The sequence below is a fragment of the Agreia sp. PsM10 genome, assembly GCF_030433855.1.
Classification (GTDB): Bacteria; Actinomycetota; Actinomycetes; order Actinomycetales; family Microbacteriaceae; genus Agreia.
The window spans coordinates 20,049-35,740 of sequence record NZ_JARUXC010000007.1 but is presented as its reverse complement, the minus strand read 5'-3'; the positions used below and the strand labels follow the sequence as shown (position 1 = coordinate 35,740).

The following is a 15,692-nucleotide window of genomic DNA, read 5'->3' as shown; positions in this document are numbered from 1 at the left end:
TGGGGTCAGAGGTCGATGGTGCAGTCGTCGAGGCCCCGCGGGTAGCGGGTCAACGGCTCGGATCCCGAGGCCGTGACGAGCATGCTGTCGCTGATGCGGTAGCCGGCGTGCCCCGGAATGTAGATGCCGGGCTCGTTCGAGACCACCATTCCGGCCTCGAGCAGGGTGTCGTCTCCGGATTCGAGCCAGGGCGGCTCGTGCATGCCCAGGCCGATGCCATGACCCTGCCGGTGGCGCAGGTACTGGCCGAGCCCGGCATCCTCGATCACGGCGAGGCACGTCTCGTTGGCCTGGCGGCACTCCGCGTCGGGCCGGATGGCCCGCCCGCCGATCTCCTGCGCCAGCCGCACGGCCTCGTGGTACCGCCTCTGCTCGTCGCTCGGTGTGCCGAGGACAAAGGTGCGCTCGCCCTCGACGAAGCGGCCGCCCACGGCGCATCCGAGCGACAGCATAAAAGTGTCGCCGGGCTGAAGGCGGTAGCCCGAGGGCAGGCCGTGGGGAAACGCAGAGTTCGCGCCGGCATAGATCAGCCCGCCGGCGAGCGGAGACACGACCACGACGTCGTCGTGCTCGGAGTACATCGTGCTCACGCCGGCGCCCGTGACGACCGAGGTGAGCTCGGCCTCGCTGGGCAGCTGCCCGCCGGATGCGATGGCCTCGCGGAGGTGCGCGACCCCGGCCTCGAGCATCAGGTCGGTCACCCGGGCCGCCTCGCGGTGCAACACGATCTCCTCGTCGAACTTGAGGTAGCGCGCGCGGGTGACGATCGTCGACGCGGTGAACGACGCCTCCGGCAGCTGCGCCGAGACGGCCGTGAGCCGCTCGTTCGTCATGTGGGTCGTGAACGCGATGCGCATCCGGCCAGAGCCCACCGCCGACGCGAGCGACGCGAACGGCGGCCGGATGCCCGGGAACTCGGCGTACGAGACGACCTCGGCGCGGGCGTGCTGGCGTTCGGCGTTCTCGCGCTCGAGTTCGGGGGTCATCAGCACGGCCCGCCCGTCGGCTCCGAGCCACACGGCGACGGGGCGCTCGCAGGGGTGGTGGAAGAAGCCGGTGAGGTAGGCCACGTCCTCCGGGTCGTCGGTGACGAGCGCATCGAATCCGTCGGCGACCAGGGCGTCGCGCACGCGCTCCTGCACGCGGTCGAAGAAGGCGGGCTCGAGGCGCTGCGAGAAGCGCGTGGCGGTGTCGGTCGATGTCATGGTCCGGATGCTCCTAGCGGGCTCGGTTGCGCGGGTTGCGCGCGTCGTTGTACGCGATCGACAGCAGCGTTGCCGAGAGCACGAGCAGCAGGATCGCGATCGAGGGGAACAGCGTCAGCCACCAGGCGCTCGACATGGCGCCCGACTGCTGCGCCTCGTAGAGGATGCGGCCCCACGACCACGTGGTCGGGTCGCCGAGGCCGAGGAACGCCAGGCCCGCCGCCGAGAGCACGGCGCGCGACGCGGTGACCACGACCGAGACGACGATCACCGGAGTGACCGCGGGAATGATGTGCCGGCCGATGATCCAGACGGGCGAGGTGGTCATGAGTCTGGCCGCGTCGACGTAGGGCAGATTCACCACGGTGAGCGCCTGCGAGCGCACGAGGCGGGTGACCTCGGGCCACGAGAACGCGGCGACGACGCCGATGATCGTGGCGGTGCTCGGGCCGATGAGGGCGGCGATGAGGATCATCAGGGGAAGCACGGGCAGCGACAACGTGAGGTCCACGATCACGCTGATGAAGACATCCAGCCGTTTGAAATAGGCGCCGATCACGGCGACCAGCGTGCCGATCGCGATGGCGATGATGGATGCGGCGACCGCCACGAGCAGGCTCTGCTGCGTTCCCCAGATCACCTCGCCCAGAACGTCGCGGCCGAGGGAGTCGGTGCCGAAGAGGTACTGCAGGCTCGGCGGTCTCAGCACGTCGGTGCCGTAGCTCGCCGGGTAGCTGGCGAGCAGGGGAGCGGCGAGGGCCACGACGACGAGCAGGAGCAGCAGGCCGAGCGAGATGATGCCGAGCGGATCGCGGCGGAACACCCGCCAGGTGGCGGCGCCGGCCCGACCGGACTCGGCAACGGGCTCGGCCGAGAGAGCCTCCGAGGAGACGGGCAGCCCGGTGGGAGTCGCGTTGACTGGATCGAGAGAGGTCATGATGTCTTCACCCGGGGGTCGAGGAATCCGTAGACGATGTCGGTGAGCATGTTGGCGACGACGACGGTGATGGCCAGGAGGAGGAAGGCGCCCTGCAGCACCGGGAAGTCGAGCTGGGTGACCGCCTCGTAGATGCCGCGGCCGATGCCGGGGTAGGCGAAGACGGTCTCGGTGAGCACCGCGCCTCCGACGAGGAAGCCGAGCTGCAGGCCGATGAGGGTGGTGGTGGGCAGCAGCGCGTTGCGCAGGGCGTGCTTCCACAGGATGCGCCGGTAGGGCAGGCCGTTGGCCTTGGCGAGCGTCACATAGTCCTCGCCGAGCGCCTCGATGAGCGTCGAGCGCATGGTGAGCACGTAGGAGCCGAGCTGGATGAGCATGAGCGACACGGCGGGCAGGATCAGGTGGCGGGCGACGCTGCCGTACCAGTCCATGCCGTAGGCATCGGTGTCGTAGGCGCCGCCGATCGGCAGCCATTTGAGCGAGAGGCCGAAGACGAAGAGCAGCAGCACGCCGATCGAGGGAACGAAGATCGACTGGCCGGTCACGCCGATCACCTGGATGATCTTGTCGAGCACCTTGCCGCGACGGGATGCCGCGAGCACGCCGAGCGGGATGCCCACGAGCACGGTGATCACCAGCGCGGTGAAGGTGAGCAGCAGGGTCCAGGGCAGGCGCTGCAGCAGCACGTCCATGACCGGCACCGACTGCGTGAACGAGACGCCGAAGTTGCCCTGCAGCATCTGCCACATGTAGAGGCCGTACTGCACGATGAGGGGCTGGTCGAGCCCGTACTGGGTGAGAAGGGCCGCCCGCGCCTCCTCTGTCATGTTCGGACTCGCCACCGCCAGGGCCGGGTCTCCGGGCAGGAGACGCAGCAGCAGGAAGGTCACGGTCACGGCGAACCAGATCGTGAACACCCCCCGGCCGAGACGGGGAAGAACGAAGAACAGACGAGACACGCGGACGGCCCTTTCGTGCGGCTACTGAGCCGCGGTCTTGTGAGCGCTGGCCACTGAGATCGGGTTGACGATCGACAGGAGCTCGCTGGGCTTCGTCACGAAGCCCTCCCACTTTGAACTGTGCGCGAAGTACAGGTTCTGCGTGTACATGATGTTGTCGTAGACCTCATCGTGCACGATCTTCGCGGCATCCCGCATGATCGAGATCTTCTCGTCGGAGTCGGCCGTGACGGCCGCCTTCGCGATGAGCGCGTTCAGCTCGGGATCGTCGACCAGCGTGTAGTTGATCGCCCCACCGGGGAGGTAGGAGAGCGTGAAGTTGGTGACCGGGTCATCCATGATCGCGAAGTTGCCCGCGTAGATGTCGTAGTCGCCGTCGTTCGTCTGGGCGAGGTAGGTGTTGCGCTCCGTGCCCTGAAGCTCGATCGTGATGCCGGCCTCGGCGGCAGAGTCCTTCACCAGCTGCGCCCACTGGCTCGTCACGCTGTCCTGCAGCGAGTAGATGAGCCGGAACGAGACGGGGAAGTTGCCCGAGGCGTCTGCCGTGTAGCCGGCCGACTCCATGAGCTCGCGCGACTTGTCGACGTCGAAGTCGTACTCCTTGATCGACTTGTCGTAGTAGTCGCTCAGAACCGGCATCAGCGGGCTGGAGCCCGTCGAGACGGCCTGTCCCTGCAGAACGACGGTGCGGATGGCGTCGTAGTCGACGGCGTGGGCGAGTGCCTGGCGCACCTCGGTCTTCGCGAGGTCGGGGTTCGTCATGTTGTAGGTCATGTGAGCGTATCCGAGCCCCACGACCTCCTCCACGGTGATCCCGTCGGTGGCCTTCAGCTGCTCGACCTGTGCCGGCGGCAGAGCGTTCGCGATCACGTCGACCTCACCCGACTGCAGGGCGAGGATCTCGGTGTTCACGTCGGGGAAGACGCGGTAGACGACCTTCGCCGCGACCGGTGTGCCGCCCTCGACGAGCGGGTACTCGTCGACGCGATCCATCGAGTAGCTCTGACCGACCTGAACGTCGGTCAGCAGGTACGGGCCTGCGGAGACCCAGCCTCCGTCGCTTCCGTTGTTGGCGAAGGTGGCGACCGACTCGGCCTTCTCGAACACGTGCTGCGGAACCACGTTGCCCCAGAATCCGATCTCCTCGACGATCGAGGTGTCGGGGCTGGCCAGCGTGATCTCGACACGGGTGTCCGAGACCGCCTCTGCCGAGACGAAGTTGGCCAGCTGGCCGTAGAAGGTGCCCGAGGGTGCGTCCTTCTTCACGGCGTTCATGGTCCACGCCACGTCTTCGGCGGTGACGGGCTCGCCGTCGCTCCACGTCATGTCGTCGCGGATCTCGTAGTAGCCGGTCAGCTCGTCGACGTAGCCCCACTCGGTGGCGAGCTGCGGCTCCTTCTTGCCGTCGTCGGCGATCGACAGCAGGTGCGGGTACATGAGGTTCGTGACCCAGTAGTCGCTGCGGCTGTTTCCGATGAGCGGGTTGTAGTTCACGACGTCGGTCGTCGTCGCGATGGTGAGCGTGTCGTTGCCGGCCTCGACCGGCCCCGACGACGCCTCGGGCGCCGATGGCGCGCAGGCGCTCAAGACGAACGTGATGGCCGCGGCGGCCGTCACGAGCGTGAGCGCCCTGCCCCTTCGGATCCCTGTGCGCATGGTGCCTCTGCGCGTGCTGTGATTGTGCATCAAACCCAAACCTCCTCTAGGACCCGCAGGGTGTTTCCTCCCACGACGGCGCGGATTTCGTCGTCGGAGTAGTTGTGCTTCACAAGCCAGCCGATGATGTTGTAGAACTCCTCGGCGGGGTTCTCGACGCCGTCCACATAGGGGACCTTGTCGAAGGTGACACCGCCGTGCGCCTGTCCGAGCGACAGGTTGCCGGCGAAGGCATCGTGCAGTCCGACGTGGTCGCCGAACAGCGTGTCGGGGCCGAAGCTCACGTGCTCGAGCCCGACCAGGTCGACGCAGTACTGGAAGTGGTCCATGACCGAGTCGAGCGAGTGCAGGGGGTGGTTCGGCGACAGCGTCGTGTGCGGTGCGGCCTCGATGCCGATCACGCCCCCGCGCTTGGCGCACTCGATGATGGTCTCGTCGGTCTTCATGCGGTTCGTCGGCCACAGGCCGCGCGCTCCGGCGTGCGTGATGAAGACGGGCTTGGTGGATGCCTTGATCGTGTCGACGCAGGTGCGGTCGCCCGAGTGGGAGATGTCGATCGCGATGCCGAGCTTGTTCATGCGGGCCACGGCGCGCTCGCCGAAGTAGGTGAGACCTCCGTCGCCGCGCTCCTTCAGGCCCGATCCGAGCATGTTGGCCTCGGAGTAGGCGATGCCCATCTGGCGCACGCCGAATCCGTAGAGAACGTCGAGGCGGTCGACCTCGTTCTCGATCATCGTCGACGCCTCGAGGGCGAACACGTGCGCGATCTTGCCGTTCTCCTTCGCGTACTGGATGTCTTTCAGCGTCTCGCCCTTGATGACGTAGTCCTGGTGGGCGAGGTCCGCCATGCGCACTCCGAGATCGAAGAGCACATCCTGGTATTTCCATCCGGCTTCGCTCGAGATGCAGCAGGTGCCGTCCATACCATTGTCGAACACGGCGGTGAGGCCCGAGCGCGCGAGGCCCGCGTAGCCCGTGGGTTCGCGGCCGTAACGGATGCTGTCCTTCACCTCGTCCATTTTCTTGGGGAAGACCTGCACGTGGTCGTGCAGCGAGATGACGGTCTCCTCGCGCAGCAGTGTGGTGGTGCGTTCCTTCTCTGCATCGCTCAGGTCGAGTCCGGCATAGGCCGGAACGCGGCCGATCTGCTCGGCATACTCGAAGGTGTGGTAATCCTTGCCGGCCTCCAGGTAGTCGTAGGCGGTGTAGCCGGTGTAGCCCTCTGCGGGATCAAGCACTCGCGATCTCCTTCACGTCGTGGTTCTGTTCGGGATCGCGCGCTTTTGTCATGATTTCTGGGTCATGGTGCGACAACAAGGCGTCCCGAATGCCAATATGGGCGATATCCGGCTTGGATGTCAATCCACGTGAGCGGATTCGGCATAGATTTATTACGCTTGAAACATTCCGGTAACGATGGCGGGTGAGGATGGGTTCGTGGACATACGAGAGACGACAGCAGTCGATGAGGTTGCGGCCCTGCGCGTGCGCGACCTGTCCGTCACCTTCACGGGCGGCGGCCGCGAGGTGCGGGCGGTGCGGGGCATCGACCTCGACGTAGCGAAGGGGGAGTTCGTCGCCCTGCTCGGAGAGTCGGGCTCCGGAAAGTCCGTGACCGCGCGGGCCATCATGGGGCTCACCGACGAATTCACCCGCGTCGACGCGGCCGAACTGCGGGTGTCGGGCGTCGACATCCAGGCCCTGGGCGAGAACGAGCGGCGCATGATGCGCGGCGAGCGTATGAGCCTTGTGCTGCAGGACGCCCTCTCGGCGCTGAATCCCGTGATGACGATCGGCAACCAGATCGGCGAGCTGTTCCGTGTGCACCGCGGCTCGACCCGCAAGCAGGCCAGGGCGAGCGCGGTCGAGCTGCTCGGCCTCGTCGGTATCCCGGCCCCAGCGAAGAGGGTCGACGACTACCCGCACCAGTTCTCGGGGGGAATGCGCCAGCGCATCCTGATCGCCATGGCGATCGCCCTCGAACCCGAGATGCTGATCGCCGACGAGCCGACCACCGCGCTCGACGTGACCGTGCAGGCCCAGATCCTCGACCTGCTCGGTTCGCTGCGAGACCAGCTCGGCATGGGCATCCTGCTCATCACCCACGACCTCGGCGTCGTGATGGAGGTGGCCGACAGGCTCGCCGTGATGTACGCCGGGCGCATCGTCGAGCGGGGCGACGCCGACACGGTGCTCGACCACCCCGCGCATCCCTACACCGAGGCGCTGCTGCGGTCGGTGCCCGAGGCGGGCATCCGGGGTCGCGACCTCATGACCATTCCCGGCTCGCCGCCGTCGCCCGCGCAGACGCCGCCGGGCTGCTCGTTCAACCCCCGCTGCCATATGGCGATCGACATCTGCCGCACCGTGCGCCCGCCGCTCGTCGACGTCGCCGACGGCCGCGCATCCGCCTGCCACCGATCAGAGGAACTGCTTCATGCCCTCGTCAGTTGAGCCCGTTCTCGATCCGCTCTTCTCCACGCCCATCACCGAGCGCAAGCTCGTGCTCGAGGCGCGTGACCTGCGCCGTACGTTCACGAGCGGCTCGCGGCTGAACCCCACGCGCGTCTCTGCCGTCGACGGGGTGAGCCTGCAGCTGCACGCCGGCGAGACCCTCGGCATCGTGGGCGAATCGGGGTGCGGAAAGTCGACGCTCGCCCGCATGCTCGTGGGTCTCGAGCGCCCCGACGGGGGATCGCTGACCTACCACGGCACCGACGTGACCCGCGCCCGGCGCAGCGATCGCCGGTTGCTGCGCACCGGCGTGCAGATGATCTTCCAAGACCCCTACACATCGCTCGACCCCCGGATGTCGGTGGGCGACATCATCGCGGAGCCCATGGCCGCGACACGGTCGGCTTCACCCGCCGCGCGCCGGGAGCGGGTCGCCGAACTGCTCGGCCTGGTAGGCCTCGCGCCCGACATGATGTCGCGCTATCCCCACCAGTTCTCGGGAGGGCAACGCCAGCGCATCGGCATCGCCCGGGCGCTCGCGCTCGACCCCGACGTGCTCGTCTGCGATGAGGCGGTCTCGGCGCTCGACGTCTCGGTGCAGGCCCAGGTCATCAACCTGCTGGGCGAGCTGCAGCGCCGGCTCGGCGTGGCCATCATGTTCATCGCGCACGACCTCTCGGTGGTGCGGCACATCGCCGACAACGTCGCCGTGATGTACCTCGGCCGCATCGCGGAGCAGGGAGGCACGGAGACGGTCTACGGCTCGCCCGCGCACCCGTACACCCAGGCGCTGCTCTCGGCCACGCCTTCGCACAGCCGTGCCGATCGAGGCAAGCTCGCGCGCCGTCGCATCCTGTCGGGCGAGCCGCCGTCGCCGGTGAACCCGCCTACGGGCTGCCGTTTCAACCCGCGCTGCTGGTTGGCCACCGATGAGTGCCGCACTACGCAGCCCCCGCTGCGCGAGATCGCGGTGGCCTCCCCGACCGTGGCGGCCGACCTGGGCCTGCGCCCCGTCGGCGAGTCCCGAGTGGTGGCCTGCCACCACGCCGAGAAGGCGCTGCAGGAAGCCGCGCTCGTCGGCTAGGAGTGCCCGCTGCGGACAGGATGCCCCGGTGCGCCGGTAACTCTTGTCCGCAGCGGGTCCGACTAGCCGAGCGGGAGCGCCATCTCCAGCTCGTTCTGCGTGCGGTCGAGGGGATAGGGGATGGTCCTGCCCGTGGCCACGTATCCGCGTCGCACGTAGAAGGCCTGTGCGCGCGGGTTGTCCTCGTGCACGTGCAGCAGCAGCCTGCCCTCGGGAATCGCGGCGCGCACCCATGCCTCGACGCCGTCGAGCAGCGCATCCGTCAAGCCGTTCGCCGTGCCGCGCCACGCGGGAGTCACGTAGACGCTGACCAGCATCGCGTCGCCCTTGTCATCGAGGTAGGCGCCCATGGTTCCGAGCCAGGCCCCCGTCGACGTATCGACGGCGGCGAGGCCGAGGCTGCCCTCCCGCGCGGTGCGGGCGGCCCGGAAGCGCCACTCGGACTCGGGCTCGCGACGTGCGTTCTCGAGTGTCTCGAGAAAGGCCAGAGGGGTGTCGGCGAGCATCTCGAGCCGGAGTTCGCGCATGCGCGGCCAGTCGTTTTCGGCGATGCGCACGATATCGAAGCCTGATTCCACCGGGCGAGAGTAGCGGGCCGGCACTCGGTGCGCAACCGGGTCGCAGGCTCCCATCCGAAGAAAGAGGGTGTCCGAATCACCCTCCGAGACGCTCGAAGACGGGCGCGGAAAGGCACCACCATGACAGAGATCACTGCTCACCACGGACTCCTGAACGACACGAAGCTGCACGTCGACGACACCGGCGGATCGGGCCGCCCTGTCGTGCTCATCCACGGCTGGCCGCTCAGCGGAGAATCCTGGAAGTACCAGGTCGGCGCACTCGAGGCCGCGGGCTACCGCGTCGTCACCTACGACCGACGAGGCTTCGGCCGCAGCGACAAGCCGCTCACCGGCTACGACTACAACACGCTCACCGACGACCTGCAGGCGGTGCTCGAAGCGCTCGACCTGCGCGACGTCACGCTCGTGGGCTTCTCCATGGGCGGCGGAGAGGCGGCGCGCTACTTCACGAAGTTCGGGGCGGAGCGCATCCACAGCGTCGTCTTCGCCTCGGCCGTGCCGCCGTACCTGCTTCAGACGCCCGGCAACCCGGATGGACCTCTCACCGCCGCGCTCGCCGCGAAGATGACGGCAGGCCTCACCGCAAACCAGGAGTCGTTCTACGAGGACTTCACCACGCAGTTCTTCTCGGTCGACGAGAAGCTCGTCGTGACCGAGGAGCAGCGCCAGGAGGCGCTGGCCCTCGCGCTGCAGTCGTCGAAGGTCGCCGCGCTCGAGGCCATGGCATCGTTCGCGAGCACGGACTTCCGCGACGACCTGCCGAACGTCACCGTGCCCGCGCTCGTCATACACGGCGACGGCGACGCGACCGTTCCGTTCGAGGGTTCAGGCGAGCGCACGCACGCCGCGCTCGTGAACTCCGAGCTGCACGTGGTCGCGGGCGGCCCCCACGGAGTGAACGTCAGTCACGCCGACGAGTGGAACCGGGTCGTCATCGACTTCCTCGCGAAGTAGCTGCGCTCGCTCGAACGCGGGTGTTCTCGCCTCGCGCGGTGGCTCTGCCGCCGCGCATCGCGGGAGCACCCGCATTCGGCGTCACGGGCGCAGGCGCCGGATGCGGATGGGTCCGCGCGCGGTAGCCAGGTCGACCGGCTCGCCGCCCTGGGTGATCTCGACCTCGCCGCGGGCGACCAGTCTTCCCGCCGCGCTGCGCGACGCATCCATCAGCCCACGCCAGTCGTCGTCGCCGACGGCCCGCGCGGCATCCGAGGGGCAGATCGTCGACGTGGGCGCTCGCTTGTCGAGCAGCTCGAGGATGGTCTGCTCGAGGCGCGCGTCCATGTCGGGGGTCTGATCTGCGGGCATGCATCCAGTCTGCGCGTTCCACTGTCGCCGCAGAGGGGGGTTGCTCACGCGGGCAGCGGCCACCACGACGGCAGGAACACGCGGTAGGCCGACATGAACGCGGCGGTGCTGCGCGGCGTCGGGGTCGACAGCCACACGTCGAGCGCGCCCACCGTGCCGTCGGCGATGAAGCGGGCCGCGGCATCCGCCACGAAGCCCGCGGGCAGGATGCTCGACGCCTGAGGCACGGTGAGTGCGTGCCGTTCGAGGAGCAGCTCGATCGATCCGGCGAAGTGCTGGCTCAGCAGCGGCTGCAGACTCGCCGACCCGCTGCCCTCGCCCAGTCCACGGGTGTAGATCGCGTCGTGCGAGTCGACGTGCTCGAGAACAGCGACGGTCACCCGTTCGATGGCCTCGGATGCCTGTGGCCCGGTCTCGAGGTTCGCCTCGCCCAGATAGTGATCGCGGATCTCGTCGAGTTCGTCGCGAAGCACCCCCTCGAGCAGGGCGACGGGCGACGTGGCGTGCTGGTAGAAGGTGGACCGGTTGATCCCCGCGGCGATGGCGATCTCCGATGCCGTGATCTCGCTCGCCGGCCGTTCGGACGCGAGCGACAGCACGACGGAGGCGAGCTTGGCGCGGGTCTTGATCTGGCGGGAGTCCATGCAGTGATCATAGGAGCGGATGCGCGCTGCCGACCGGTCGGCGACGAGACCGGATGTCTCATGACTATCTGTTTTGACAATCATTATCAATAAGACTACTTTCGAGAAGACCCGAAACGCATCCGACTTAGAACGGCTCACCCCTCCCGTGAAGAAACTCCTCACCCTCACCGCGCTCGCCGCGGCCACCGCACTGGCCCTCTCGGGGTGCGCATCCGCATCCTCAGACGGCGCAGCGACCGACGACCCGGCGAACGAGTCGGGCGTGCGCATCGTCGCCTCGACCAACGTCTACGGCGACATCGCAGAGCAGATCGGCGGAGACCGGGTCAGCGTCACGTCGATCATCGACAGTCCGGACAAGGACCCGCACGAGTACGAGGCCGATGCCCGCACCCAGCTCGCCCTCTCGAAGGCGCAGCTGGTGATCGAGAACGGCGGCGGCTACGACGACTTCGTCGACACCATGCTCTCCGCCTCCGACAACAAGATCGCCCCGGTGCTGAACGCGGCCGACATCTCGGGCTACGAGCAGGAGCCCGCCGAGGGCGAGTTCAACGAGCACATGTGGTACGACTTCCCCACGGTGCAGAAGCTCTCCGACGAGCTCGTGAACCAGCTCAGCGCGATCGACCCCGAGGGCGCCGAGACCTACGAGAAGAACGCCGAGGCCTTCGACGGCCAGCTCGCCGCGCTCGAGCAGCAGGAGAAGGACATCAAGGCCTCGTTCGACCAGGCCGGCGTCGCGATCACCGAGCCCGTGCCGCTCTACATGCTCGAGGCCGCGGGCCTCGTGAACAAGACGCCGGATGCCTTCAGCGAGGCGATCGAGGAGGGCACAGATGTTCCCGCCGACGTTCTCAAGCAGACCCAGGAGCTGTTCTCCTCGGGCGACGTGAAGGCACTCGTCTACAACGAGCAGACCGCGGGGGCCCAGACCGAGCTCGTGCTGACGGCCGCGAAGGACGCCGGTGTGCCGGTCGTTCCCGTCACCGAGACCCTTCCCGACGGCACCGACTACATCAGCTGGATGACGACGAACCTCAACGCGCTGCAGGGCGCGCTCAGCGGCAAGTAGTCTTCACCGAGTGAAGATCTTCGGGGCCAAGACGGCGCGAGCCGGCAGAGACAAGGCCCCCTCGCCCCGCAACGCGCCACGCCACGTCGTGCTGCGCGTTCGCGGCGGTGCGCTTCAATTCGGCGAGCGGCGCCTGTGGCACGACCTCGACTTCGACGTGCGGGCGGGCGAGTTCATCGCCGTGCTCGGGGCCAACGGATCGGGCAAGTCGAGCCTGCTGAAGGTCATCCTGGGTCAGCAGCAGCTCAGCGCCGGAACCATGGCCTTCGAGGGTTCCCCCGTCACCCGGGGCAACCGCCGCATCGGGTACATCCCGCAGCAGAAGCTCGCCGACGAGGGGGCGCCGCTCCGCGGACGCGACCTGGTCGCCCTCGGCGTCGACGGACACCGCTTCGGGCTGCCGCTGCCCCGGGCCGCGCGCCGCCGCGAGGTCGACGCCCTGCTCGACTCCGTCGGCGCATCCGAGTACGCGAACGTGGCCGTCTCGACCCTGTCGGGCGGAGAACAACAGCGTCTGCGCGTGGGGCAGGCGCTCGCGGGCGACCCCCGGCTGCTGCTCTGCGACGAGCCCCTGCTCTCGCTCGACCTCGCCCACCAGCGCGCCGTCTCCGAGCTCATCGACACGCATCGCCGGCAGCGAGACCTCGGCGTGCTGTTCGTGACCCACGACATCAACCCGGTCCTCGACATGGTCGACCGCGTGCTCTACCTGGCGGGCGGCTCCTTCCGCATCGGCACTCCCGACGAGGTGCTGCGCAGCGAGGTGCTCTCCGAGCTCTACGGCTCGCCCGTCGACGTCATCCGCACCCGCGGCCGCGTGATCGTGGTCGGGGTCCCGGATGCGCATCACGGCCACGACGGGCACGTGCACCACGACGGCGAGCACGTGCCGGATGCGCCCGGCGCGGGCGACGGGGTGCGGCGATGAGCGACATCGACTGGGCCGACCTCTGGTCGCAGGTCTTCAACTTCACCGACTACGGCGAACTGGTCGTTCTGCTGCAGAACTCGATCATCGCCGGTGCCGTCCTCGGCATCGTCGGGGGGCTCATCGGCGTCTTCGTGATGTCGAGGGACATGGCCTTCGCCGTGCACGGCATCAGCGAGCTGTCGTTCGCGGGCGCCTCCGCCGGGTTGCTCTTCGGAGTCGGCGTCGTCGAGGGCTCGCTCGTGGGCTCGATCGTGGCCGCCCTGATCATCGGCTTCCTCGGCGCGAAGTCGCGCGATCGCAACTCGATCATCGCCGTGCTGATGCCCTTCGGACTCGGGCTCGGCATCCTCTGCCTCGCCCTCTACCCGGGTCGCAGCGCCAACAAGTTCGGGCTGCTCACCGGCCAGATCGTGGCCGTCGACGACCCCCGGCTGAACTCGCTCATCGCCATCTCGATCGTCGTCGTGATCGGCCTGCTCGTCGTCTGGCGTCCGCTCACCTTCGCCAGCGTCGACGCCGATGTGGCTTCGGCGCGCGGCGTGCCGGTGCGCACGCTCTCGATCGTCTTCATGCTGTTGCTCGGCCTTGCGGTCGCCGTGTCGGTTCAGGTCGTGGGCTCGCTGCTGGTGCTGTCGATCCTGGTCACGCCCGCCGCGGCCGCCCTGCGGGTGTCGTCGTCGCCGATCGTCGTTCCCCTCCTGAGCATGCTGTTCGCCGTGCTGTCGCTCGTGGGCGGAATCATGCTCGCGCTCGGCGGGTCCGTGCCGATCAGTCCCTATGTCACGACCATCTCGTTCGCCATCTACGTGGTCTGCCGCATCATCGCGGCGTCGCGTGCGCGCCGGGGTGTCTCGGGTCGACGGCTGGTGGCTCTGGATGCCTAGGCGAAGCACAGCGACACCGGTTACGGTTGAGGGGATTTCGGCCGCATGCGGCCTCGGAGGTGGATCATGGTCGTGAAGCGCAACACCTGGCAGCGCGAGGCGGTACGCGCTGCCCTCGGAACCCAGATCGGTTTCGTCAGCGCGCAGGGGCTTCACTCCAACCTTCATTCCAGCGGATCGCACATCGGACTGGCCACGGTCTACCGTGCGCTCGCCGACCTGGCCAACGAGGGCGAGGCCGACTCGCTGCAGTCGCCCGAGGGCGAGAGCCTCTACCGGGCGTGCAGCACAGGTCACCACCACCACCTGATCTGTCGGAGCTGCGGCCTCACCGTCGAGATCGAGGCCGACGAGGTCGAGTCGTGGGCGCGCAAGACCGCCGCGCTGCACGGCTTCTCGCGCCCCGAGCACGTGGTCGACATCTTCGGCTTCTGCAACTCGTGCGTGCCCACGCCCGCGGGCTGATCGGCCCAACATGGCGGTAGTGGCCTGATCTCACGGCGTCCTCTATGCTGAGAGCGTTCTGGCGCGGCCCGTTACCCGATGGTGGCCGTCGGCCGGTTCATCGATCCGGGGGATCTCCCATGCAGAAGAAGTCGTTGATCGTCGCAGGCAGCGCGCTCGTCGCCCTGAGCCTGGTCGCTGCTGCGCCCGCGCAGGCCGCCGACACGGTGACGACCTCGGACGTGGCTCCCGCGGCGTGGACGCAGGTTCTGAACCCGTACACGACAGACGCCCCGGCCGATTTCAACTTCTTCGCCGACTACGAACTCACGACGGAGCCTCTGACGTTCCCGTTCGTCACGCCGAACGTCGTTGTACCCGCAGGGCAGTACGGCATCGGCTTCGACCTGGCCTGGATCGCGCCGGCTCCAGCCGAATCGTGCACCCGCGTGGTCAATGGGTTCACCGTCTCCATCACCAATCCCACGTCCGAGAACGCGGTGGTGGGTGTGGGATTGGCCTCGAGCAGCGACGGTGTCGCCTCAGTCGATCCCGGAACGGTCGTCGATCCGAGCGGTCCGCTCGCCGGGCTCCCCGGAGTCACCTCGGGCATTGTCGCGCCCGGTACGACGCAGGACTTCGTCGCGACTCTCGAGTCGCCCACGGCGTACTCGAGCGACATCTCCGCGATCGTCGCACTTCAGGGACAGTTCGAGGTCGCCCACTCCTGGACGGTGAACAGCGTCACCTTCAATGTCACCGACACATGTGCTGAGGCCGTCATCATGCCGACCGAGGTCGTCACGCCCGTCGTGCAGCCCGCGCTCGCCGACACCGGTGCCGACTTCACGCCGATGGGCCTCACGGCCGGCGCCCTGCTGCTCGGCGGAATCGTCGCGGTCGGCGCTGTCAGCGCGACCCGTCGCATCCGCAATACCCGCCCGTAACGAAAGACTTGCACGGGGCCGCCGGGTCGCCTAGACTCGGTAGCTGGTCGAGTGGCATCTCCACTCGCATGTACACCACCCCCCACCGGATTCATTCGGGGCAGACGTGTGCCGACAAGCAATCTTGGGTAGAACGCGCGTTGACTCGCGTATTTCTACGGTAACTATGGAGGAAATCATGGCAGCAACCTGCCAGGTGACCGGCGCCATTCCCGGCTTCGGACACAACATCTCGCACTCGCACCGTCGCACCAAGCGCCGGTTCGACCCGAACATCCAGAAGAAGACGTACTACGTTCCGTCGCTTCGTCGCAACGTGACCCTGCAGCTCAGCACCAAGGGCATCAAGGTCATCGACGCACGCGGCATCGAGAGCGTCGTCAAGGATCTTCTCGCCCGTGGGGAGAAAATCTAATGGCCAAGTCACAAGACGTACGTCCGATCATCAAGCTGCGTTCGACGGCCGGCACGGGTTACACCTATGTCACCAAGAAGAACCGCCGCAACAACCCCGACCGCCTCGTGCTGAAGAAGTACGACCCGGTCATCCGCCAGCACGTCGATTTCCGGGAGGAGAGGTAAC

At 67.7% G+C, this 15,692-nt stretch carries 18 protein-coding genes; 10 read left to right on the top strand and 8 right to left on the bottom strand.

From position 1 onward, the window contains the following. Positions 1-5: 5 nt before the first annotated feature. From QCD70_RS10540 to QCD70_RS10520, 5 genes are read right to left on the bottom strand one after another with little or no spacing between them, the layout of a single operon-like run. On the bottom strand, positions 6-1,205 hold the full coding sequence (locus QCD70_RS10540; protein WP_301215937.1) for a M24 family metallopeptidase: 1,200 nt from the start codon (positions 1,203-1,205) through the stop codon (positions 6-8). A 13-nt stretch (positions 1,206-1,218) separates the two neighbouring features. Further along, entirely contained in the window at positions 1,219-2,142 is a 924-nt protein-coding gene (locus QCD70_RS10535; protein ID WP_301215934.1) for an ABC transporter permease, read from the bottom strand. Beyond that, complete coding sequence (locus QCD70_RS10530; RefSeq protein ID WP_301215931.1) at positions 2,139-3,101, bottom strand: ABC transporter permease; 963 nt, start codon at positions 3,099-3,101, stop codon at positions 2,139-2,141. Before QCD70_RS10530 ends, QCD70_RS10535 begins: the two co-directional genes overlap by 4 nt. A 21-nt stretch (positions 3,102-3,122) precedes the next feature. Beyond that, positions 3,123-4,757, bottom strand: coding sequence for an ABC transporter substrate-binding protein (locus QCD70_RS10525; RefSeq protein WP_301215929.1), 1,635 nt, complete (start codon positions 4,755-4,757; stop codon positions 3,123-3,125). Between the two features lie 29 nt (positions 4,758-4,786). Next, complete coding sequence (locus QCD70_RS10520; protein ID WP_301215926.1) at positions 4,787-5,995, bottom strand: dipeptidase; 1,209 nt, start codon at positions 5,993-5,995, stop codon at positions 4,787-4,789. A 199-nt stretch (positions 5,996-6,194) separates the two neighbouring features. Between QCD70_RS10520 and QCD70_RS10515 the strand changes: the two genes are divergently transcribed. Together QCD70_RS10515 and QCD70_RS10510 are read left to right on the top strand one after the other, a co-directional pair. Continuing rightward, positions 6,195-7,211: an ABC transporter ATP-binding protein gene (locus tag QCD70_RS10515; protein ID WP_301215923.1), complete on the top strand. Its 1,017-nt coding sequence runs from the start codon at positions 6,195-6,197 to the stop codon at positions 7,209-7,211. After that, positions 7,195-8,295, top strand: a complete 1,101-nt coding sequence (locus QCD70_RS10510; RefSeq protein ID WP_301215920.1) for an ABC transporter ATP-binding protein — start codon at positions 7,195-7,197, stop codon at positions 8,293-8,295. The genes QCD70_RS10515 and QCD70_RS10510 overlap by 17 nt, the downstream gene beginning before the upstream one ends. A 62-nt stretch (positions 8,296-8,357) precedes the next feature. On the opposite strand, the gene QCD70_RS10505 is transcribed toward QCD70_RS10510, so the two are convergent. Next, positions 8,358-8,873 (bottom strand): GNAT family N-acetyltransferase, encoded by a 516-nt coding sequence (locus QCD70_RS10505; protein WP_301215917.1) that lies wholly within the window; start codon positions 8,871-8,873, stop codon positions 8,358-8,360. 120 nt (positions 8,874-8,993) lie between these two features. Between QCD70_RS10505 and QCD70_RS10500 the strand changes: the two genes are divergently transcribed. Then, complete coding sequence (locus QCD70_RS10500; RefSeq protein ID WP_301215914.1) at positions 8,994-9,830, top strand: alpha/beta fold hydrolase; 837 nt, start codon at positions 8,994-8,996, stop codon at positions 9,828-9,830. Positions 9,831-9,911: 81 nt separating this feature from the next. Here the strand turns inward: QCD70_RS10500 and QCD70_RS10495 are convergent, their stop codons facing one another. Beyond that, on the bottom strand, positions 9,912-10,181 hold the full coding sequence (locus QCD70_RS10495) for a DUF3253 domain-containing protein (RefSeq protein WP_301215911.1): 270 nt from the start codon (positions 10,179-10,181) through the stop codon (positions 9,912-9,914). Between the two features lie 44 nt (positions 10,182-10,225). Continuing rightward, on the bottom strand, positions 10,226-10,825 hold the full coding sequence (locus QCD70_RS10490) for a TetR/AcrR family transcriptional regulator (RefSeq protein WP_301215908.1): 600 nt from the start codon (positions 10,823-10,825) through the stop codon (positions 10,226-10,228). A 148-nt stretch (positions 10,826-10,973) separates the two neighbouring features. Here QCD70_RS10490 and QCD70_RS10485 point away from each other — a divergent pair, with 148 nt between their 5' ends. From QCD70_RS10485 to rpmG, 7 genes are all read left to right on the top strand, one after another. Then, entirely contained in the window at positions 10,974-11,903 is a 930-nt protein-coding gene (locus QCD70_RS10485) for a metal ABC transporter solute-binding protein, Zn/Mn family (RefSeq protein WP_301215905.1), read from the top strand. Between the two features lie 91 nt (positions 11,904-11,994). Then, complete coding sequence (locus QCD70_RS10480; RefSeq protein ID WP_441004938.1) at positions 11,995-12,831, top strand: metal ABC transporter ATP-binding protein; 837 nt, start codon at positions 11,995-11,997, stop codon at positions 12,829-12,831. Continuing rightward, on the top strand, positions 12,828-13,718 hold the full coding sequence (locus QCD70_RS10475) for a metal ABC transporter permease (RefSeq protein WP_301215902.1): 891 nt from the start codon (positions 12,828-12,830) through the stop codon (positions 13,716-13,718). Before QCD70_RS10480 ends, QCD70_RS10475 begins: the two co-directional genes overlap by 4 nt. 66 nt (positions 13,719-13,784) lie before the next feature. Then, on the top strand, positions 13,785-14,183 hold the full coding sequence (locus tag QCD70_RS10470; protein ID WP_055948578.1) for a Fur family transcriptional regulator: 399 nt from the start codon (positions 13,785-13,787) through the stop codon (positions 14,181-14,183). A gap of 119 nt (positions 14,184-14,302) precedes the next feature. Continuing rightward, a complete protein-coding gene (locus QCD70_RS10465; protein WP_301215898.1) occupies positions 14,303-15,109 on the top strand; it encodes a hypothetical protein in 807 nt (268 codons plus the stop codon). A gap of 178 nt (positions 15,110-15,287) precedes the next feature. Continuing rightward, positions 15,288-15,524, top strand: a complete 237-nt coding sequence (gene rpmB / locus QCD70_RS10460; protein WP_055782318.1) for a 50S ribosomal protein L28 — start codon at positions 15,288-15,290, stop codon at positions 15,522-15,524. Next, entirely contained in the window at positions 15,524-15,691 is a 168-nt protein-coding gene (rpmG, locus tag QCD70_RS10455; RefSeq protein ID WP_055782315.1) for a 50S ribosomal protein L33, read from the top strand. The genes rpmB and rpmG overlap by 1 nt, the downstream gene beginning before the upstream one ends. The last annotated feature ends 1 nt before the right edge of the window (position 15,692 follow it).